Source organism: Afipia sp. GW822-FHT03D08 (assembly GCF_058801645.1).
Window position 1 is genome coordinate 180,257 of the sequence record NZ_JBXANK010000001.1, and the last position, 19,370, is coordinate 199,626.

The 19,370-nt window shown below is 59.7% G+C and carries 23 protein-coding genes; 17 read left to right on the top strand and 6 right to left on the bottom strand.

The genetic code is table 11. The annotated features are described in order from the left end of the window. Positions 1–9: 9 nt before the first annotated feature. The 3 genes from phnD to phnE (AC1RM7_RS00825) all read left to right on the top strand — a co-directional run bounded on the left by phnD (position 10) and on the right by phnE (AC1RM7_RS00825) (position 2,747). Positions 10–948 carry a phosphonate ABC transporter substrate-binding protein gene (gene phnD, locus AC1RM7_RS00815; protein ID WP_024921288.1) on the top strand — a complete coding sequence of 313 codons (939 nt, stop codon included), beginning with the start codon at positions 10–12 and terminating at the stop codon, positions 946–948. Positions 949–1,014: 66 nt separating this feature from the next. Beyond that, complete coding sequence (gene phnE / locus AC1RM7_RS00820) at positions 1,015–1,899, top strand: phosphonate ABC transporter, permease protein PhnE (protein ID WP_024921289.1); 885 nt, start codon at positions 1,015–1,017, stop codon at positions 1,897–1,899. Further along, positions 1,896–2,747 carry a phosphonate ABC transporter, permease protein PhnE gene (gene phnE, locus AC1RM7_RS00825; protein ID WP_024921290.1) on the top strand — a complete coding sequence of 284 codons (852 nt, stop codon included), beginning with the start codon at positions 1,896–1,898 and terminating at the stop codon, positions 2,745–2,747. Before phnE (AC1RM7_RS00820) ends, phnE (AC1RM7_RS00825) begins: the two co-directional genes overlap by 4 nt. Before the next feature lie 10 nt (positions 2,748–2,757). Here the strand turns inward: phnE (AC1RM7_RS00825) and phnF are convergent, their stop codons facing one another. Next, on the bottom strand, positions 2,758–3,489 hold the full coding sequence (gene phnF / locus AC1RM7_RS00830) for a phosphonate metabolism transcriptional regulator PhnF (RefSeq protein ID WP_024921291.1): 732 nt from the start codon (positions 3,487–3,489) through the stop codon (positions 2,758–2,760). Between the two features lie 130 nt (positions 3,490–3,619). Here phnF and phnG point away from each other — a divergent pair, with 130 nt between their 5' ends. From phnG to phnN, 8 genes are read left to right on the top strand one after another with little or no spacing between them, the layout of a single operon-like run. Further along, entirely contained in the window at positions 3,620–4,078 is a 459-nt protein-coding gene (gene phnG, locus AC1RM7_RS00835; RefSeq protein ID WP_024921292.1) for a phosphonate C-P lyase system protein PhnG, read from the top strand. Continuing rightward, positions 4,078–4,692, top strand: coding sequence for a phosphonate C-P lyase system protein PhnH (phnH, locus tag AC1RM7_RS00840; protein ID WP_024921293.1), 615 nt, complete (start codon positions 4,078–4,080; stop codon positions 4,690–4,692). Before phnG ends, phnH begins: the two co-directional genes overlap by 1 nt. Before the next feature lie 3 nt (positions 4,693–4,695). Beyond that, positions 4,696–5,802 (top strand): carbon-phosphorus lyase complex subunit, encoded by a 1,107-nt coding sequence (locus tag AC1RM7_RS00845; protein WP_024921294.1) that lies wholly within the window; start codon positions 4,696–4,698, stop codon positions 5,800–5,802. Continuing rightward, a complete protein-coding gene (locus tag AC1RM7_RS00850; protein ID WP_024921295.1) occupies positions 5,799–6,674 on the top strand; it encodes an alpha-D-ribose 1-methylphosphonate 5-phosphate C-P-lyase PhnJ in 876 nt (291 codons plus the stop codon). Before AC1RM7_RS00845 ends, AC1RM7_RS00850 begins: the two co-directional genes overlap by 4 nt. Further along, positions 6,674–7,456 (top strand): phosphonate C-P lyase system protein PhnK, encoded by a 783-nt coding sequence (phnK, locus tag AC1RM7_RS00855; protein WP_492838773.1) that lies wholly within the window; start codon positions 6,674–6,676, stop codon positions 7,454–7,456. The genes AC1RM7_RS00850 and phnK overlap by 1 nt, the downstream gene beginning before the upstream one ends. Positions 7,457–7,463: 7 nt before the next feature. Beyond that, a complete protein-coding gene (gene phnL, locus AC1RM7_RS00860; RefSeq protein ID WP_024921297.1) occupies positions 7,464–8,162 on the top strand; it encodes a phosphonate C-P lyase system protein PhnL in 699 nt (232 codons plus the stop codon). 10 nt (positions 8,163–8,172) lie between these two features. Beyond that, positions 8,173–9,330 (top strand): alpha-D-ribose 1-methylphosphonate 5-triphosphate diphosphatase, encoded by a 1,158-nt coding sequence (locus AC1RM7_RS00865; RefSeq protein ID WP_024921298.1) that lies wholly within the window; start codon positions 8,173–8,175, stop codon positions 9,328–9,330. After that, a complete protein-coding gene (phnN, locus tag AC1RM7_RS00870) occupies positions 9,327–9,905 on the top strand; it encodes a phosphonate metabolism protein/1,5-bisphosphokinase (PRPP-forming) PhnN (protein ID WP_024921299.1) in 579 nt (192 codons plus the stop codon). Before AC1RM7_RS00865 ends, phnN begins: the two co-directional genes overlap by 4 nt. A gap of 185 nt (positions 9,906–10,090) precedes the next feature. Here phnN and AC1RM7_RS00875 read toward each other — a convergent pair whose 3' ends face one another. After that, entirely contained in the window at positions 10,091–10,426 is a 336-nt protein-coding gene (locus tag AC1RM7_RS00875; RefSeq protein ID WP_006020160.1) for a hypothetical protein, read from the bottom strand. A 338-nt stretch (positions 10,427–10,764) separates the two neighbouring features. Between AC1RM7_RS00875 and pqqA the strand changes: the two genes are divergently transcribed. The 6 genes from pqqA to pip all read left to right on the top strand — a co-directional run bounded on the left by pqqA (position 10,765) and on the right by pip (position 15,189). Then, entirely contained in the window at positions 10,765–10,845 is an 81-nt protein-coding gene (gene pqqA / locus AC1RM7_RS00880; RefSeq protein WP_009031067.1) for a pyrroloquinoline quinone precursor peptide PqqA, read from the top strand. 176 nt (positions 10,846–11,021) lie between these two features. Further along, complete coding sequence (gene pqqB, locus AC1RM7_RS00885; RefSeq protein ID WP_024921301.1) at positions 11,022–11,945, top strand: pyrroloquinoline quinone biosynthesis protein PqqB; 924 nt, start codon at positions 11,022–11,024, stop codon at positions 11,943–11,945. Beyond that, the gene (gene pqqC / locus AC1RM7_RS00890; protein ID WP_024921302.1) at positions 11,942–12,706 is read left to right on the top strand and encodes a pyrroloquinoline-quinone synthase PqqC; all 765 of its coding nucleotides are present in this window, start codon (positions 11,942–11,944) and stop codon (positions 12,704–12,706) included. Before pqqB ends, pqqC begins: the two co-directional genes overlap by 4 nt. After that, the gene (pqqD, locus tag AC1RM7_RS00895; RefSeq protein WP_006020164.1) at positions 12,706–13,020 is read left to right on the top strand and encodes a pyrroloquinoline quinone biosynthesis peptide chaperone PqqD; all 315 of its coding nucleotides are present in this window, start codon (positions 12,706–12,708) and stop codon (positions 13,018–13,020) included. The genes pqqC and pqqD overlap by 1 nt, the downstream gene beginning before the upstream one ends. After that, complete coding sequence (pqqE, locus tag AC1RM7_RS00900) at positions 13,017–14,219, top strand: pyrroloquinoline quinone biosynthesis protein PqqE (RefSeq protein ID WP_024921304.1); 1,203 nt, start codon at positions 13,017–13,019, stop codon at positions 14,217–14,219. The genes pqqD and pqqE overlap by 4 nt, the downstream gene beginning before the upstream one ends. Next, positions 14,209–15,189, top strand: coding sequence for a prolyl aminopeptidase (gene pip / locus AC1RM7_RS00905; protein ID WP_024921305.1), 981 nt, complete (start codon positions 14,209–14,211; stop codon positions 15,187–15,189). The genes pqqE and pip overlap by 11 nt, the downstream gene beginning before the upstream one ends. A 52-nt stretch (positions 15,190–15,241) precedes the next feature. Here the strand turns inward: pip and AC1RM7_RS00910 are convergent, their stop codons facing one another. The 4 genes from AC1RM7_RS00910 to otnC form a co-directional block, all read right to left on the bottom strand. Then, a complete protein-coding gene (locus AC1RM7_RS00910; RefSeq protein ID WP_024921306.1) occupies positions 15,242–15,598 on the bottom strand; it encodes a c-type cytochrome in 357 nt (118 codons plus the stop codon). A gap of 73 nt (positions 15,599–15,671) precedes the next feature. Beyond that, complete coding sequence (locus AC1RM7_RS00915) at positions 15,672–16,949, bottom strand: PQQ-dependent sugar dehydrogenase (RefSeq protein ID WP_006020170.1); 1,278 nt, start codon at positions 16,947–16,949, stop codon at positions 15,672–15,674. Positions 16,950–17,196: 247 nt separating this feature from the next. After that, positions 17,197–18,552 (bottom strand): esterase-like activity of phytase family protein, encoded by a 1,356-nt coding sequence (locus tag AC1RM7_RS00920; RefSeq protein ID WP_024921307.1) that lies wholly within the window; start codon positions 18,550–18,552, stop codon positions 17,197–17,199. Positions 18,553–18,668: 116 nt separating this feature from the next. After that, complete coding sequence (gene otnC, locus AC1RM7_RS00925) at positions 18,669–19,340, bottom strand: 3-oxo-tetronate 4-phosphate decarboxylase (protein ID WP_024921308.1); 672 nt, start codon at positions 19,338–19,340, stop codon at positions 18,669–18,671. Positions 19,341–19,370: the final 30 nt, after the last annotated feature.

Genomic DNA, 19,370 nt, shown 5'->3' on the forward strand with positions numbered 1-19,370 from the left:
GAGGACACCATGATCAATCGCCGTATCGTCATTGTGGGTGCTGCTGCGTTCGCCTTCAGCGCCACCGCTGCGTCCGCCCAGGACTGGAAGACCAAGTATCCCGAACTTACTTTCGCAGTTGTTCCTGCTGAGAACGCGTCCGGCGTTACCGAGCGCTGGGCGCCCTTCATTTCCTACCTGAGCAAGGAACTTGGCGTGAAGGTGAACCTCCGCATCGCCAATGACTACGCTGCGGTGATCGAAGGACAGCGCACCGGAACCATCCATGTTGCCAGCTACGGCTCGGCGTCGTTCGCCCGCGCGCGTCTCACAGGTGTGCATACCGACGCGTTCGCACATGACCGAAACATCGACGGCACCACCGGCTACTATTCGATGTTCTTCGTGCTGGCGAAGAGCCCTTACAAGAGCATCGACGATCTGAAGGGCAAGAACCTCGGTCTGGTCGATCCGAATTCGACCTCCGGCAACAATGTTCCGCGTTTCGAACTGAACAAGATGCAGATCACCGACGCGGAATCGTATTTCGGCAAGGTGGTTTTCACCGGCAGCCACGAAAACGCGCTCCTGGCACTCTCGCAGGGGACGGTTGACGTCGCCGCCAATCAGTGGACCGCCGATAACGACTCGACCCTTGCTCAGATGCTGACCAAGGGCATGCTGAAGAATGCCGACGGTTCGGCGATGAAGAAGGAAGACTTCCGCATCGTTCACAAATCGGCGCCGATTTTAAACGGCCCATACGCGGTTTTGACCGAAATGCCGGCCGATCTGAAGGCGAGCATCGAGAAGGCTTTCTTTGAGGCTCCTGCCAAGGACAAGGCAGCATTCGACAGGCTGTCCGACGGACAGAAGAAAGACTTCGCCCCGGCCACCACCAAGGATTGGGACGGCATGATTGAACTGATCAAGTTCGTCGACAGTCTTCGCAAGAAGAAGGCATCCTGACTGACGGAGGGCCGGACAGATGTGCCTGTTCGGCCCTTCCTCTTTCCTGCATAGAACAGTTTCATTTTGACAATCAGCCTTTCCAGCTATCCGCCCCAGCAGATCGCGGCGCTCGAAGCCGCCTACAACGCGGCTATCTCTCGCAAACGACTGCGCTTTGCGGCAGGGCTCGTCGTATTCATCGTGTTGCTGATCGTCGCGGGCTTTGGCGCTGAGGTCGCGCCGAAGACTTTCGTCGAGAAGATCGGAAATTTTGTTGGTTACTTCGACCGCATCCTGAATCTTGACACGGGCAAGCGCGTCTGGACCGATCCCGCCGAATGGTTTTGGGGCTGGCAAAAATGGCTCAAGCTGCTCGCGGAAACGCTGCTGCTGAGCTATGTCGGCACCACGATGGGCGCATTAGGTGCATTTGGCCTCAACTTCTTCGCTGCCGCCAATCTGTCGCCGCATCCCGCGTTGCGGTTTGTTGTGCGCAGGTCTCTGGAATTCTGCCGCACAGTTCCCAGCATCGTGTTTGCGCTGATCTTTGTGATTGCTTTTGGTCTAGGGCCGATGGCCGGCGTACTGGCAATCGCGATTCACTCGATAGGCGCGCTGGGCAAGCTCTATTCGGAGCAGGCCGAAAATATCGACATGAAGCCGCTCGAAGGCGTCCGCTCTACCGGCGCAAGCTGGATGTCCGCCGTCCGCTTTGCCGTGCTTCCCCAAGTGATGCCGGGTTTCGCGAGCTACACATTGCTGCGGTTCGAGATCAATGTGCGAGAAGCGTCGGTGATGGGTTTTGTCGGGGCAGGCGGCATCGGCCAGGAACTGGTCGTGGCGGTGCGCAAGTTCTTCTACTCCGATGTCAGCGCTATTCTGCTGATGATCATCGTCACCGTGTTTGTCATCGATATCTGTACCGGCTGGCTGCGCGGGCGGCTGTTCGGATCGGAGCAGCGCATATGACGCCGGCAACACGGGATCCAAAGGAGCTTGCAATTCAGTATCCGGACCTTTTCCGGGGATCGCATAGGTCACGTATTAAGGCGCTCGCTGTCGGGTTGGCCGCGATCGCGCTGTTTATCTTCGGCTGCTGGTATCTTGAATTCTCGATCGATCGCCTGGTGACCGGCTTTAGACAACTCGGCTGGTTCATCACGCTGATGATCCCACCGGACCCCGGCACGTCGTTCCCCACCTATCTTGTCGCGATGGGGGAAACGCTGTCGATCGCGTTTCTCGGCACGTTGCTGGCGGCGCTGCTGGCGCTGCCGGTCAGCCTGCTGGCGGCACGGAACATCATTCCGTCAGTTTTCCTGCGCTTTCCGGTGCGCCGCTTTCTGGATTCGATCAGGGGCGTCGATATGCTGATCTGGGCGCTGGTGTGGATCAATGTCGTGGGACTTGGACCGTTTGCCGGCGTGCTGGCGATTGCGACCTCGGATTTCGGTGCGTTCGGCAAGCTTTTCTCCGAAGCTATCGAAGGAGCCGACCGCAAGCAGGTCGAGGGTATCCGCGCGGCGGGCGGCAGCAAACTACAGGAAATTCGCTTCGGTTTGATGCCGCAGGTGCTTCCCGTGCTGGCCGGGCAAATTCTCTACTTCATTGAATCCAACACGCGCTCGGCCACCATCATCGGTATTGTCGGCGCCGGGGGCATCGGATTGCAACTGGCCGAACAAATCCGTGTGCTGGAATGGCAGAAAGTCTCGACCCTGATCCTGATGATTCTGGCTGCGGTCGCTGTGATCGATTTGATCTCAAGCCGCCTGCGCTTAGCGATCATCGGTCGCGCCGGTGAAGCGCCGCACTAACTTTTAAGCCTTACTTGTTCTCGATGACGAACTGGACGCGCTCCGCCGCGAAGCGAGCGCGGGTGGTGAGCAGGGGCGTCCCATTCGGCTCCGCATCCAGGCTGTCGGCGACCAGAACAGGGCGGCCAAGGGCGAGATCAAGCCGCGTCGCATCAGCGGCATCGGCGATAGAAGCGGAGACATTGGTCCATTCGCGGCGATAATCACGCACGCCAAAATGCGCGAGCAGCTTGGTCATTGACCGGGTCTTCTCATAGACCCGCCCGCCATCGGTAAAGCGGCTTGCGTCGAGCCAGGTGGTTCCAAGACAGACTGGAACACGGTTCGCCATGCGCAACGCATCGATCCGGAGCAGCGGCGCATCCGTCCTGAGCCCCAGCCGTTTGGCAAGCTCGCGTGTCGCGGGTTCGACTGACGCACTCAGCAATTGACCGCTGGCCTCAAGACCCCCGGCGCCAACGATCTCGGAAAAACGGGTTCGCGAGCGCAGCGGGTAGGCTATGCGCGGAGCCTCGACATAGGTGCCGCTGCCACGCTCCGCGCGGACGAGCCCGCGCTCGGCCAGCGCCGCCAGCGCGCGCCGCACCGTGTGACGGTTGACACGGTGGATTTCCGCAATTTCCAGTTCACCGGGAAGGCGTGTATCGCGGGCATAGGTTCCGTCGGCGATGGCCTGCTCGATGGAATCCGCGACACGGCGCCAGAGTGCGACACCGGTCGCTGGCTCTCCTGACAAACTCATGGATGCAACGACATGTTTGGGCGGCCAATTCCAGACGCTGTGAAAATCATGGCGACGTCACCAATTTGTCATGGCGCTGCGTTACGAAGTTGTCTACTAACATAGACAACTTGGAATCGGCAAGCTGGACATGACCCAACCGCACGCCACACCGGAAACCTGTCGCCGTAAAGCAATGTCTGTGCTTGCGCATACCTCGACGGAGCGGATTTCCGCCTGCCTCGAAGCGCTCGATGTTCCGTCTCACGAAACAGCCCGGCAACCCGAGAACGGGCTTGTCATGGTTCGGGGCCGGATCGGCGGTGACGGCGCGCCTTTCAATCTCGGTGAGGCCAGCGTTTCACGCGCAGCGGTGCGGCTAGCCTCCGGTGAACTTGGCTTCGGCTATGTGCTGGGGCGGGATGGTGAGAAGGCGAGGCTGATCGCCTTGTGCGATGCGCTGATCCAGAACAGCGGTTTCAAGGCTGATATCGAACAAAAGGTCATTGCTCCGTTGCGTCGCGAGCTTGAAGACGCGCGATTGCGGCAAGCGGCGGAGACTGCGGCGACCCGCGTCGATTTCTACACGCTGGTCAGGGGCGAGGGCTGATGACACTCCATACCAGCCTTGACTCCAGTGGTGGCTTTGTCGATCCAGTAAAGTCATCGCAATCCGTGTTCCGCAGCGTGATGAACGCGCTGGCGCGCCCCGGCTCGGTCCAAACCGTCGCAGAGGGAGTTCATGCACCGTCGCCTATGATGACCGCCACTGCCGCCGTTTCGCTGGCCCTGTTCGACCACGATACGCCAATCTGGATTGACGACCGCTTTTCAGCCGAACCCGCGATTGATACATGGCTGCGGTTTCAGACAGGCGCCCCGTTGACAAGCGATGCATCCCGCGCCGCCTTCGCCCTGATACATGATGGCGCGGCGTTGCCGGACTTCGAGGGTTTTGCGCCTGGGACGCCGGAATATCCGGATCGATCGACGACGCTGGTGATTCAGGTTGGCACGCTGACGGAAGGACGGGCTCAGACCTTGAGCGGTCCCGGTATTCGCGGCACCTCGACATTGCGCGCGGGCGGGCTGCCTTCCGATTTTGCCGAGCGCATGCAGGCCAACCACGCGCTGTTTCCCCGTGGTGTTGACCTGCTGTTGGTGTGCGGGGCTGAGCTGGTGGCGTTGCCGCGCAGTACGCTCATCACTGCGAGAGGGGCCTGATCCATGTACGTTGCTGTCAAAGGCGGCGAGCGCGCCATAGAGAATGCACACCGGCTGCTCGCGCATGAGCGTCGTGGCGATCCGCAAGTTCCCGATCTTTCACTGTCACAGATTTCCGGGCAGCTCTCGCTGGCCGTGGATCGTGTCATGACCGAAGGTTCGCTTTACGATCGCGAACTTGCCGCGCTGGCAATCAAACAGGCGCGGGGCGACATGATAGAGGCGATCTTCCTGCTACGCGCATTCCGGGCGACACTCCCACGTTTGGGCGCGACCGAACCGCTCGACACTGCAAATATGCAGGTGCGCCGCCGCATCTCGTCGACATTCAAGGATGTGCCCGGCGGGCAGATTCTGGGGCCGACATTCGATTACACCCATCGATTACTTGATCCCTCGCTTACGGAAGGTGTGGCGATCCCGGAGCCGGCACAGGGTGTCATTGACGACGTTCCGATGCCGCGCGTGACCGATATTCTCGGTGCAGATGGCCTGATCGAGCCGTCTCCGGAAGCAGACGCCGATCAGCCAGTCGGCGATCTCACGCGGGAGCCGCTGAGCTTTCCGGCGGATCGCGATCTGCGGCTGCAAAATCTTGCGCGGGGCGATGAAGGTTTTCTGCTGGCGCTGGGCTATTCGACCCAGCGTGGCTTTGGCCGGACGCATCCATTCGCAGGTGAGATTCGCTTTGGCGAGGTCGAGGTCGAGTTTGTTGCGGAAGATGCCGGCTTCGCGGTGCCGCTCGGGTCCATCGCGCTGACGGAGTGCCAGATGGTCAACCAGTTCAAGGGCTCGGCGGAGCAGCCGCCGTGCTTCACGCGTGGCTATGGCCTGGCCTTCGGGCAGAGCGAACGCAAGACCATGTCGATGGCGCTGGTCGATCGTTCGTTGCGTTCACGCGAGTTGGGTGAAGAAGTGCGCTCGCCTGCGCAGGACGAGGAATTCGTGATGTCACATTCCGATAATGTGCAAGCGACAGGCTTCGTCGAGCACCTGAAACTTCCTCACTACGTGGACTTCCAGTCCGAACTCGGCCTGCTGCGGAAACTGCGCAAGGAATTCGAGGCTGCCAAGGACAGCGACGTTTCGCTGGCGGAGGCCGCCGAATGAATGCGCCCGTCTATAACTTCGCGTACCTCGATGAGCAGACCAAGCGGATGATCCGCCGCGCGATCCTCAAAGCAATCGCCATTCCAGGCTATCAGGTGCCGTTCGCCAGCCGCGAAATGCCGATGCCGTACGGCTGGGGCACCGGCGGCGTGCAGGTGACGGCGGCGATCCTCGGCCGCGAAGATACCCTGAAGGTGATCGACCAGGGTTCCGACGACACCACGAATGCGATCTCGATTCGCAAATTCTTCGAGAAGACAGCGAACGTGAAAACCACCACGGTCACATCGGATGCGACCGTGATTCAAACCCGCCATCGCATCCCGGAAACCGCGTTGAACGATAACCAAGTGCTGGTCTATCAGGTGCCAATCCCGGAGCCGCTGCGGTTTCTTGAACCGCGTGAGACCGAAACGCGGCGCATGCACGCGCTTGGGCAGTACGGCTTGATGCACGTCAAGCTGTACGAGGATATCGCGCGCCACGGCCACATCGCAACGACCTATGCCTATCCGGTGAAGGTCAACGAGCGATACGTGATGGATCCGTCCCCGACGCCGAAGTTCGACAATCCAAAAATGGATGACTGTGAGGCTTTGCAACTGTTTGGTGCCGGACGTGAGAAGCGCATCTATGCGATTCCGCCGCATACCAAGGTCACATCGCTCGATTTCGAGGATCATCCGTTCGAAACCTACCGCTTCGACGCGCCTTGCGCATTGTGCGGATCGAAGACGTCCTATCTCGATGAAGTGGTGGTCGACGATCGGGGCGGCCGGATGTTCGTGTGTTCCGATACGGACTATTGCGAAACGCGCCGCGCGGGCGGCTATCAGGGCGCCGGCTTCGGCGCCGACCATCAGGTGACATGATGCGTGACGACGATCAGCCGCTCCTTATCTGCGAAGGCTTGAGCAAGTCGTACGGCCGGCACCTCGCCTGCAAGGACGTCTCGTTTCAGCTTTATCCAGGCGAGGTGCTCGCGATCGTCGGAGAGTCCGGCTCGGGTAAATCGACGCTGCTACAAATGTTGTCAACGCAGCTTCACCCGAGCAAAGGCCGTGTAGCTTACCGTATGCGAGATGGCGTTACGCGCGACCTTGCAACCCTGGGTGAGGCGGAGCGGCGGTTTCTGTTCCGCACCGACTGGGGCTACGTGCATCAGGATCCAGCGATGGGTCTGCGCATGGCGGTATCGGCGGGCGCGAATGTCGGCGAGCGGCTGATGGCGGTCGGCTGGGGGCATTACGGTAAAATTCGTGAAACATCGTCGTCATGGTTGCAGCGTGTCGAGATTTCGACCGATCGGATCGATGATGCGCCGAAGACCTATTCCGGCGGCATGCGGCAGCGGCTTCAGATTGCCCGCAACCTCGTTACCGAACCGCGTCTTGTCTTCATGGATGAGCCGACTGGAGGGCTCGATGTTTCCGTTCAGGCGCGACTGCTCGATCTTGTGCGCGGACTGGTCAACGAACTCGGGCTTGCAGTCGTGATTGTAACGCATGATCTCGCGGTGGCCCGGCTGTTGTCGCATCGAGTCATGGTGATGAAGGGCGGCGAGGTGATCGAGACAGGCCTGACGGATCAGGTGCTTGACGATCCGCACGAGCCTTACACGCAGCTCCTTGTTTCCTCGATCCTGCCTGCATGAGTGGCCCATGTCTCCGATGATCGAAATCTCGAATGCGAGCAAGACGTTTACGATGCATCTGCAGAACGGCGTCCGGCTGCCGATCGTGTCGGGTGTCTCGATGCGGGTCAATGCGGGAGAATGCGTGGTCCTGTCCGGACCGTCAGGCGCGGGCAAGTCGTCCATACTGAAAATGATTTTCGGCAACTATCGCTGCGATGAAGGGCATATCTTGGTGCGCCACAACGAAGCGATGATCGATATTTCCACAGCGCAGCCTCGCGATATTTTGCGGGTCCGCAGACGAACCATCGGTTATGTCAGCCAGTTCCTGCGTGCCGTACCCCGTGTTGCCACGCTTGATGTTGTCGCGGAGCCACTTATCGCGAACGGCATCGTGCGAGACGATGCTCGTTCGCAGGCCGGCACGTTGTTGAGCCGTCTCAACATCCCGGAGCGGCTTTGGACATTGCCGCCATCGACTTTTTCCGGGGGCGAACAGCAGCGCGTTAACATTGCGCGTGGCTTCATATCCGACATGCCGATCCTGCTGCTCGATGAGCCGACCGCCTCACTCGATGGCGTCAACCGAAAGATTGTCGTGGATCTGGTTGCTGAGAAGAAAACGCGCGGCGTGGCGATGGTGGCCATCGTTCACGACGACGAGGTTCGTCATCTGATTGCCGATCGTGTCATAGACGTCATGTCATTCGCGGCGGCGGCATAAGAGGAAAAGAATGGTCTCCGAACGGAACGAAAGCATCTTTAGCAACGCACGCGTGGTCCTGAGGGACCGCGTCATCGAACGGGGCTGGGTTGCAGTCGCTCAAGGCGCGATCGCCGAGATTGGCGAGGGTGACGCACCCGAGCGCGGCGAGGATATGGGAGGCGATCTTCTGATGCCGGGGCTGATCGAACTGCATACCGATCACTTGGAAGCTCACTATGTGCCGCGGCCCAAGGTGTTCTGGGACCCGGTGGCGGCAGTGGTGTCTTATGACGGGCAACTCGCCACCAGCGGCATCACCACGGTTCTGGATTCCTTGCGCGTCTGGCGTGAGGAAGGTGCGGAGGATGTCGATGGTCAGGCAAGCATCCTGGCGGAAGCTATTTCTTCGGCGCGCGATGCAAAGTTGCTGCGCGCAGAGCATTTCCTGCATCTGCGTTGTGAAATTCCGATGCCGAGCGTCGTCGAGGAAGCGGAGGAACTGATCGGCCGGCCGGATATACGGTTGATGTCGCTGATGGATCACACGCCGGGCCAGCGCCAGTTTCGCGACGAAGGCAAGCTGCGTGATTATTATCGCGGCAAGAGCGGCGGTCTGACGGACGCAGAACTTGATGTAATGTTCGAGCGCCGTTTTGCCTACCAAAAGACTTATGGTGAAACCAACATGCGCGCGATCGTGGCGCTTGCGCACAGCTACAATATCCCGCTTGCCAGTCATGACGACACCACCGAGGAGAATGTCGCCGATGCAATCCGCGACCGCGTCTCAGTCGCCGAATTCCCGACCACGATGGAAGCGGCATGGGGGCTTCACCAGGCAGGCATCGCCGTTCTGATGGGCGCACCGAATGTCGTGCGTGGCGGTTCGCACTCCGGCAATATTGCCGCTGTCGATCTTGCCCGCGAGGGGTTGCTCGACATCATGTCGTCTGACTATATCCCGTCGAGTCTTCTCATGGCGGCGATGCAGTTGCCCCAGCATGTGCCGGCGATTGATCTAGCTGCAGCGGTGCGAACCGTCACTAAAACCGCCGCGGAAGCTGTTGGCCTCTCTGACCGGGGTGAAATCGTTGCCGGTAAACGCGCGGATCTGATCCGCGTGCATCTTGCACAAGATCTGCCGGTGGTGCGCAGCGTTTGGCGTGAAGGACATCGTGTAGCATGACCGATATTGCGACACTGTCCGCGCCAAGCACGGATTTGATCGGGCCGGGCCGGTTGGTTCTGGTTGTTGGCCCAAGCGGAGCGGGCAAGGATACGCTGATTGGGCTTGCAAAGGCAGGCTGTGCCGGCGACATCAAGGTCGTCTTCCCGCAGCGGGTTGTCACCCGAGAGGCCTCGTCGTTCGAAGACAACGAGGCCGTCAGCCCGATGCAATTCGGACAGATGCTTGCGCACGGCGACTTTGCCTTTCAGTGGGAGGCGCATGGCTTGCGCTATGGTGTGCCGCGCTCGATCGTCGATGATATCCGGGCCGGACATGCCGTCGTCGTGAACGCGTCTCGCACCATTGTCGAGTTTGCGCGCAGATCATATGCCAACGTCACGGTGGTCTCGGTGACGGCTCCGCCGGAAGTCCTTGCGCAACGTCTTGCTGCAAGGGCGCGCTCCAGCGATGGTCAACTGGATGAGAGGCTTCGCAGGGCCGTTATTGCCGCAGTACCCGATGTCGTCATCGAGAACATCGGCCGGGCGGAGGACCACGCGGCCGAGCTTTTGCAAGTGATAAGGCGCCACTAAGAGTCATCGGCGGTCAGACGCCGCCGCTATTCGCGCGCAGCACTTGACCGTTGACCCAGCCTCCGTCGGGACCTGCAGGGAGCGATATAACGCCGACTCGGAATTCGCGGATCGGATACCGAAGAGGACCGCCACTCAAATCTGAACCGGCGGCACGCGCTATCAACAAGCCATGGAATTATCCGCTATGCCATGGTGCCGGCATAACGCGGCAACTCTGCGGATTTGTCCGGTTTAAGCACGCCCATTACGGCGCGTGCGTGTCCGAGGCTGATAACCGCGATGTCGCGGGTGGGCTGGCCGGCGCGCGGCTGCGCTTTCTCGACCAACAACATCCCGCCTTCTTCATAAATTTTGACAGTGCCTACGCCGGTCCACAGCGTTTCGCGGGCATTATAAAAATCTTCAACGCTCTCCGTAGTGAATGCGATCTGGTCGACCGCGAGTTTGTAACCCAGGCGTTCAAATCGGCTGACGATATCTGCATCGGACATTTTGATGCGTGTGCGGGGCAGGCTCAACTTGGGTTTCCTCCGTACAGGTCAATGCAGGAGAGCTCCGTTGCTCGGGCCGGAAGGTGCGACGACCTGTGCTTGCGTAAAGAATCGCGCCGGTCATGGCGTCGTTGTTGGCGCTAGGTTCAAGCTGACAGGTATCCAAGTAAAGCCCATTGTTTGGAAAATTATCCGGCGTCGTGCGGGTCGGAACGGAAATTGGTGCGTCGCACACTATCGGGGGTGCGGTCACAAACTTGTGCCGGAGGCTCCGAAAAATGGATGACACCACCCCGAAAGTCCGTGTTAGCTTCAGAGTGGCGGTGGCGCAAAGTCCCGTCTGGAATGGGAAGGAGACCAATAAAATGGCCTGGAAGACTCCGAAGATCGTCGAAGTGCCAGTTGGTATGGAAATCAACATGTACGCCTGCGCGGCGCGGAAGTAAGCCGCGTAGCGTTACAAGTTCAGTAGCTGAGCTGTCCGGTTTGCGTCAGGAATTCTTCCCATCGGGAGCATTCCTGCGCGACGCCGGTTTTTATTGCGTCTGTGACACCGAGTTCCGTGATGTGAGATATCGTCACGATGAAGTTCGGTCGCATTGATCGAGCGCGGAGCTTATTTATGCGCGTCGTCGTTCTTGGGGCTGCGGCGGGCGGCGGTGTTCCTCAATGGAATTGTAATTGCGAGGTTTGCCGCGCGGCCCGCGGCTCGCAGCCTGAACTGCAGGCGACCCAGGCGTCCATTGCAGTAAGCGCCGACGGCGAGCACTGGTTTCTGATAAACGCCTCGCCTGACCTGCGCCAGCAGGTGATCGCGACGCCACAGCTTCATCCCAAGACGGGCCATCTCCGCCATAGCCCGATTGCCGGCGTTATCCTGACCAACGGCGAGGTCGATGCTGTTGCCGGGCTTTTGTCGCTCCGTGAGGGCTGGCCATTCACGATCTATGCCCATCAGCGCGTGCTTTCCGTTCTCAAGTCGAACAGTATTTTCAACGTGCTCGACGAGAAGCGGGTGCGGCGCCAGCCGATTGAGTTTGATACGGCGTTCGAACCCGTGCTTCCGGACGGGTCACCGTCGGGGCTCGAAATCCTGCCGTTTGCCGTTCCCGGTAAGCGCGCCTGGTATCTTGAAAGCGCGCCACAACCTGAGAGCGACGAGCCCGGCGATACGCTCGGGTTGCGGATCATCGACAAAAGAAGTGGACAGTATCTTTATTTTCTCGCGGCCTGCGCAGGGCTTACTCCCGACCTCAGGCAGCGGCTTCAGGGCGCTCCTTTAATCTTTTTCGACGGTACACTCTGGCGCGACGATGAATTGATCGCCGCAGGGCTGGGGGCGAAAACCGGCCAGCGCATGGGGCATATGGCGATGTCGGGTGAGGACGGCGCCATTGCGGCGCTTGCGGACCTCGGCATCGCGCGCAAGATATTTCTGCATATCAACAATTCGAATCCAGTTCTGTTTCCGGACTCCGCAGAGCGAAAAGCCGCCGAGAGTTCAGGATGGCAGATTCCCTCGGACGGAATGGAGATCACCATTTGATCGCAACGAGTGTGTTCGCATTGAAGGCAGGCACGCCGCTCGCATCGGCGGATGATCTTGAAGCCGCGCTGCGGCAGATCGGGGCCACCCGGTATCACAACCTGCATCCGTTTCACCGGCTGCTGCATGGCGGCAAGCTGAACAAGGGGCAGGTGCAGGCCTGGGCGCTTAATCGCTACTATTATCAAAGTTCCATTCCCATCAAGGACGCGGTGGTGATCTCGCGTTTCCGCGATCGCAACATCCGGCTTGAGTGGCGGCACCGCATCGAAGATCACGACGGCGATGTTGGCACCGAAGGTGGCATCGAGCGCTGGCTGAAGTTGACCGAGGGACTCGGGCTGGACAGTGCCTATGTGGAATCCGCGGAGGGTATTCTCCCGGCGACGCGCTTCGCAGTCGATGCCTACGTTCATTTCGTCCGCGACAAGACTCCGCTGGAGGCGATCGCATCCTCGCTGACCGAGTTGTTCGCGCCGAACCTGCATGAGGAGCGAATTTCGGGAATGCTCGCGCATTACGATTTCATTAATCCGAACATCATGAGTTATTTCAAGCGGCGGATGGAACAGGCGCCGCGAGACGCGAACTTCGCTCTCGATTTCGTCAAGCGCCATGCGGCGACGCCGCAGGAACGGGAAGCGGTTTGCAATGCGCTGATCTTCAAGACCAACGTGCTGTGGGTCCAGCTTGATGCGCTCTATCACGCGTACGTCGATGGCCACGTGCCTCCGGGCGCTTTTGTGCCGGAGCAGGCCTGATGGCATTGCGGAGCCGCCGGATCGACATAAGTGAAGGGAGCCGGCCCGTGCTGGCCCGGCACGCCAAGCTCAAGTTCGACGAAGCCCGGCGAGTCTGGGTCATTCTGGTGCCGGAGCGGGTGCTCGCGCCGGACGAGATTGCGGTGGAAATCCTGCAACTCTGCGACGGTGTTCGAACTGTCGATCAGATCATCGATGTGCTCGCTGCCAAGTATGCCGCCGATCGTGGTATGATCGGCGCGGACGTCATAGCCATGCTGCGGGACCTCGCCGAGAAGGGGTTTCTTGCGGAGGCACAGGATAGAAAATCATGAGCCCGACGCTCGCCGATGCTTCCCCTGTTCACGCCGATCCGGCGGATGGATTGGCGGTGCTGGAACAGCGTAAATCGCAGGCAGAAACGTTCGGCATCCCCCTGGCTGTTCTGGCGGAGTTGACACACCGCTGTCCTCTGCAGTGTCCCTATTGCTCAAATCCGGTGGAGTTGGAGCGCGGGAGCGCGGAACTGTCCACCGAGGAGTGGAAGCGCGTGCTGAGTGAACTCGTGGCAATCGGCGTGCTTCAGATTCATTTTTCCGGCGGTGAGCCCACGGCGCGGAAGGATCTGGTCGAACTCGTTCAGCATGCGACCGATGTTGGCCTGTATACGAACCTCATCACTTCCGCTGTCTTGTTGACGAAGGACAAGCTGGCTGCTTTGGCCGATGCCGGGCTGTGCCACGTGCAGATCAGTTTCCAGGGCAGCGAGCGGGGCACCGCCGACCGCGTCGCAGGATTGAGGGACGCGCACGCGAAGAAGATCGAGGTTGCGGGTTGGACGCGCGAACTTGGCCTGCCGTTGACGGTCAACGCTGTGATGCATCGCCAAAATCTGTTTCAGCTTGCCGACATTATCCAGATGGCCGTCGATCTCGATGCCGATCGGCTGGAAGTCGCCAACGTGCAGTATTACGGCTGGGCGCTGAAGAACCGCGCGGCATTGATGCCGACGATGCAACAGATCGAGGAAACCTCCCGCATCGTCGAGGAAGCCGAGGTGCGGCTCAAGGGTATCCTCGCCATCGACTACGTCGTCCCGGATTACTACGCACTGCGTCCAAAGAAATGCATGGGGGGCTGGGGGCGGCAGTTCTTCAATATCTCGCCGTCGGGCAAGATATTGCCATGTCATGCCGCGGAAACGATCACCGGCCTCGCGTTTGAATCAGTGCGTGATCACTCTATCGCCTGGATCTGGCAGAATTCGGAAGCATTCAATCGCTATCGCGGCACCGGCTGGATGCCGGAGCCTTGTCAGAGCTGCGAGTACAAGGAGATCGATTATGGCGGTTGCCGCTGTCAGGCATTTGCGCTGACCGGCAATGCCGGCAACACCGATCCGGCCTGTGCGTTGTCGCCGGCTCACGAGCGGATATTCAAGACAGCTATGACGGAGGCGGCCGGAGACAACCGCCGGTTCATCTACCGGAACTTTGCAGGCGGCACATTCGAGGCAGATCCACATGGGGCCTGACGCCGCTGACACCGCCTCGTCCAAAAAGGCTGACAGGTTTACGCCGCTGACCGTGCAGCATCTTGCGGTGGGCGAGGGCCACGAGCTTTATGTGGAGACAGTTGGCCGCACCGACGGCATCCCCGTGGTCTATCTGCACGGCGGCCCCGGTAGCGGTTGCCAGCCCGACCATCGCCGGTTGTTCCATCCGCTTCGCTTTCAGGCGGTGCTGTTCGACCAGCGCGGGGCAGGCAGGAGCCGCCCGAAGGGATCGCGCAAAGATAACACGCTGCCGCATTTGATTGCCGACATGGAAATCATCCGCGCGACGCTGGGCTTTGAGCGGTGGCTGGTTGTCGGCGGGTCGTGGGGCGCAACATTGGCTCTCGCATATGCGCAGGCGCATCCGTCGCGCGTCAGCGGCATCGTGCTGCGCGCGACTTTTCTGGGCACCCGCGATGAGCTGGAATGGACATTCATCGGCGGCTTGCGGCGCTTCTACCCTGACCTGAACGATGATTTTCTCAGCCTGCTGCCGCCGGACGAGCGCGACCAGCCGCTCGACGCCTATTGGAGGCGCATTCTCGATCCCGATCCAGCCATCCATGGACCGGCGTCCCGCGCGTGGCACGACACCGAGCGTATTCTGTCGGAACACAAGCCTTCGAAAACACGGCTGGACTTTGCTGCGGTGGCGAATGATGCCCGCGGTCTTCCGTCGTCGCCGTTTATGGAAGCGCACTACTTTCAGAACAACTGCTTCATGAAACCTGGACAACTTTTGGAAAATGCCGGACGCCTGCAGGGCATTCCGGGAATTGTCGTGCAAGGCCGCTACGACCTCCTGTGCCCGCCATCAACAGCCCACGCGCTGCTCAAGGCATGGCCCGGTGCAAAGCTGAGAACGGTCGAGACTGCGGGGCATTCGCTTTACGACCCCGGTGTCAGGCATGCCGTCGTTGCAGCCATCGAAGAGCTGTCACGCGCCTAACGGATAACAGTTCGTCTCGCTCACCCGCGTGATGGTGCGCGTTGCGCGTCTCTCAATTTGGCAAAGTGACCTCAACGGCTATCCCGGAATACCAGGCCGCGAGGTCGGCGATGTCGGCGTCTGACAGCGGCTTTGCCACGACATTCATATTCTCTTCCTTGCGCTCCTCGGAGCGGAAGGCCTTGAGCTGCTTCTCCAGGTACATCGCGGGCGAACCCGCAATGTTGGGCGCAATCGGAATCTTCGCGATACCATCGATGCCGTGACAGGCCGAGCACATTTGGGCCTTCTTTCGTCCAGCCTTGGCGTCACCCGCGGCCTGCGCTGTGCTGGCCACCCCGTTCAGCGTCAGCAGAACAAGCAGGAAGGCCAGATATGGTGCGGTGTGTTTGTTTGGTTTTGATCGCATGAACTGCTTTTCTTGTTGTTGGATCGGCTCTGCCGTGAACCGGAGGGCCGGTTCACGGCAGGCGACGTGTGCCTTACTTCTCTTCGTAGGTAATACGATACAGCGCGCCGGCGAGATCGTCCGACACCAGAAGTGAGCCGTCGCGAAGCGTTGCGACGTCTACCGGGCGACCGGTGTATTCGCCATCCGGCGTCAACCAGCCGGAGGCGAAGACCTCGGTCTTGTCGGCGCTGCCGTCAGGCTTGAGCGATGTGAACATCACGCGCGCTCCAATTGGATCGGTCCGATTCCACGATCCATGCTGGGCCGAGAAGATGCCACCGCGATATTTCGCGGGGAACGATTTGCCATTGTAGAACACCATGCCGAGGTCAGCGGCATGGGCGTCCATCTCCACTTCAGGATAGACCACGTTGGCGGGCGGCGTATCGGCCTTGTACTCGACGGTGCGAACCTTGCCGCCGCCGAAATAGGGGAAGCCGAAATTCTGTCCGGGCTGCGTAATGCGATTCAGCTCCCCCGGAGGAATGTTATCGCCCATCCCGTCGACCTGATTATCCGTGAACCAGAGCTGATTGTTCTTCGGATTGAAGTCCATGCCGACGGAGTTGCGGATACCTCCGGCATAAACCTCGCGGTTCTTGCCGTCCTGATCCATTCTGATGATCCCGCCAATGCCATTCTTCGCGAAGCCATCGAGTTTGTTCTTCGCCGGCACGTTGAACGGCTGCCCGAGCGAGATGTAGATCTTGTTGTCCGGGCCGATGCGGCAGACCCGCGCGGTGTGATTGAAGCTTTCGTCTTCCTTCGGGATCAGCTCGCCTTGCGGGACGACGACGGCCACGGCGATGTCGGGGCTTTCATAGAAGAATTCTGCTGCAGGGAAATTGAGAACGCGATTCTGTTCGACAACGAAGAGGAAGCCATCCTTGGAGAAGCAGACGCCGTTCGGAATGGTGAAATTCACCGAAGGTGCGAACTCCTTCACCTCTTCCGCAAAGCCAGCCTTGCCGCGGTCGGTCACCGCATAGACCTTGCTCTTGCGCGTCCCGACGAATGTCACGACGCCTTGCGGTCCGACGGCAATATGCCGTGCGTCCGGCACCAGTGCGTAGAGGCTGATCTTGAATCCTGGTGGTAATTTGATCTTGGCGAGATTGGCCTTGATCGCATCGACCTTTCGGCCTGTCTGCGGCACAGTTGGTATTTCGGTAACGCCTGTTTTCTGAAAGTTGCCGAGCTTGTCGAGATTGTTGTTTTGCGATTGAGCCGACGCCGAAATTGCCGAAGCGCAAAGAAACGCTGCGGCGGCAACCGAATTCAGAGCATGATGTTTGAAAGCGTAAAACATAATTTATCCTCCCGGGGAGTTTGGCTTTTTGACGTTTTACGGGGCGAGAGCGTATCGCAGGTTTGCGGTGACGCAAGACGAGCCGCGCGTAAATCATTCTGGCGGCGCAACATGAAAAATTACATCGCGTGATTGTGATTTGCGATTTCAGCAACGCGTGACGCGCGCGTTCCTGAGGTCGTAGACGGCAGAAACAAAAAGGCCGCCCTATCGGGCGGCCATTCATGTTGCTTAGGTGTAATTGAAATTAGCGGGCCTTCAGAAATTCCGCGACATTCAGCAGCACGAACTCATTGTCGTCAGCTTTGTTGGGTTCACGGCTGGTGGAGAAAGGCAAATTGTTGTCGTTGCCGACGATGATGTGCGTCTGATCCACGACATCGACGTTCTCGATGGTCCAGAACGGGAAGGTGAGGACGCCTTCGTTCAGCGGCTGGCGCGCCTTCTTGTCCGGATCCGCAATTTTCATCAGGTCGATATAGCCGATTTTGCGGACCGGACCGCTGGCATTGGCGTCGGTCATTTCGATCTTGTAGACGCGCTTGAACTTGGCGATATCGTGGAAGCAGTCAGGCTTCTTCGGGCCTTCGCAAGCCTTGTCGGCGGTGCCTTCGCCGTTGTCACGCTCGATCACCATCGCGGTGGTCGCATCGATCATGTTGAAGTCGCCGATCGCGAGGCCGTTGCTCTCGAGAACGTACTTCCAGTGACGGCCGGTCCACTTGCCCGCGCCGACATCGAACTCAAGAATGCGCAGATATTCCTTGCCGTCAGCAGTCTTTTCCCAATCCTTCTTCTCAGCGTCCCAGGCCGGGCCTTCGAGCAGCGGATAAAGGAATTTGCCATCCGGCGAAGCGGCCATGCCCTCATAACCTTTCGAGCGGCGGATGTTGAATGCAACTGGCGTGGTGGGCGTCGCCGGCGAGGTGATCGCATAATGATCCGGCGAGCGAGCGGGTTTGCCGTCGATTTCGGTCTCGAACACAGCTTCGATCTTGCCGGAACGGTCGGCGCGGATCAGGTAAGGGCCGAATTCGTCACCGATCCAGATCTTGTCGCCGATCGGCTGGAAGCTTTCGGTGTCGAAGTCCGAACCAGTCAGGTAGCGCGTTTCGGTACCCTCGTTTGCGATGCGGAAGGGCACCTTCTTGTCCGGGTCCCGCAGGAAGACGGTGGAGACGCGCTCAACGGTCCCCTTGCCCCAGTCGATACGATAGTTGTTCAGGAAGAGCATCGAGTCCGGCGAATTCGCTTTGCTGCCGAAGCCGTTGTCGCTCAGCACCCAGAAGGTGCCATCGGCGGCTTTCTTGATCCCGGAGTGGCCCTGCAGGGGCTGGCCCTTGAACGGCAATTTGACACCGGTTGGGCGATCGAAGGATTTGCCCTCAATGGTGCCAACTGCATCAACGCGGACGCCGGTGGTGAACTTGCCGGAAACTTTCAGATCCGCGGGGGCATCCGCGGGGGCTTCGATAAACGACTCGGCCGGCATCACGGCGTGGCCGGCGAGTGTTGCAGGGAAGGCCTGACCGGACGTTTGAGCCGATGCAAAACCGGGCAGAGCGGTCAGTGCAAGCAACGACAATGTAGCAGCAATGCGCATGGAATCCTCCTTCAAGACATGCGCTGCTTGTCGGAGTTCTATGTGTCAGTGCCGTTACATGGCCGTGACGCTTCAGTAACGATGCACGTCTTTTCCGTGCCGTATTGTCGCGGGGCCTACCCGGGGCTTTGTTTCTCGCCGGTTGCCGTCGCGGGGGAATGGAATGTCGAAACCAGATCGGCGACCTGCTCCGGCGTGAGTGTGCGAGGGTTCATGCCGCGCAGCATCAGATAGAGCTTTGCGGTCTCTTCAAGCTCTTCCATGGCAAACACGGCTGCTTCCAGCGTGTCGCCCGCGACCACCGGCCCGTGATTGGATAGCATCACACACGAATACTTGCCGGCTAGTCCTCGGATCGCATCTGCAACCGCAGCATCACCGGGACGGTAGTAAGGCAGCAATGCTGTTGCACCGCAGCGCATCACATAATAGGGCGTCAGGGGCGGCAACGCTGCCTTCGGATCAATGTCGGGTAGCATGGATACGGCAACGCAGTGGGCGCAATGCAGATGCACAATGGCCCGTGCGTTGTGCCGCGTCTCGTACAGCGCCGCATGCAACGGGATTTCCTTGGTGGGCGCATCGCCCGACAGCAGGCGCCCCGATCCATTGAGCCGCGAGATTCGAGCAGGATCCAGAAATCCGAGTGATGCGTTGGTCGGCGTCACCAGCCAACCGCCGTCGTCGAGGCGGACGCTGATGTTCCCAGACGATCCGGGGGTCAAACCCCGCTCAAACAGCGAGCGGCCGAACTGGCAGATCTGATCGCGAAGTCGTGTTTCGGTCATTGTGGAGCCCCTTGGATCGCCTTTTCTCAC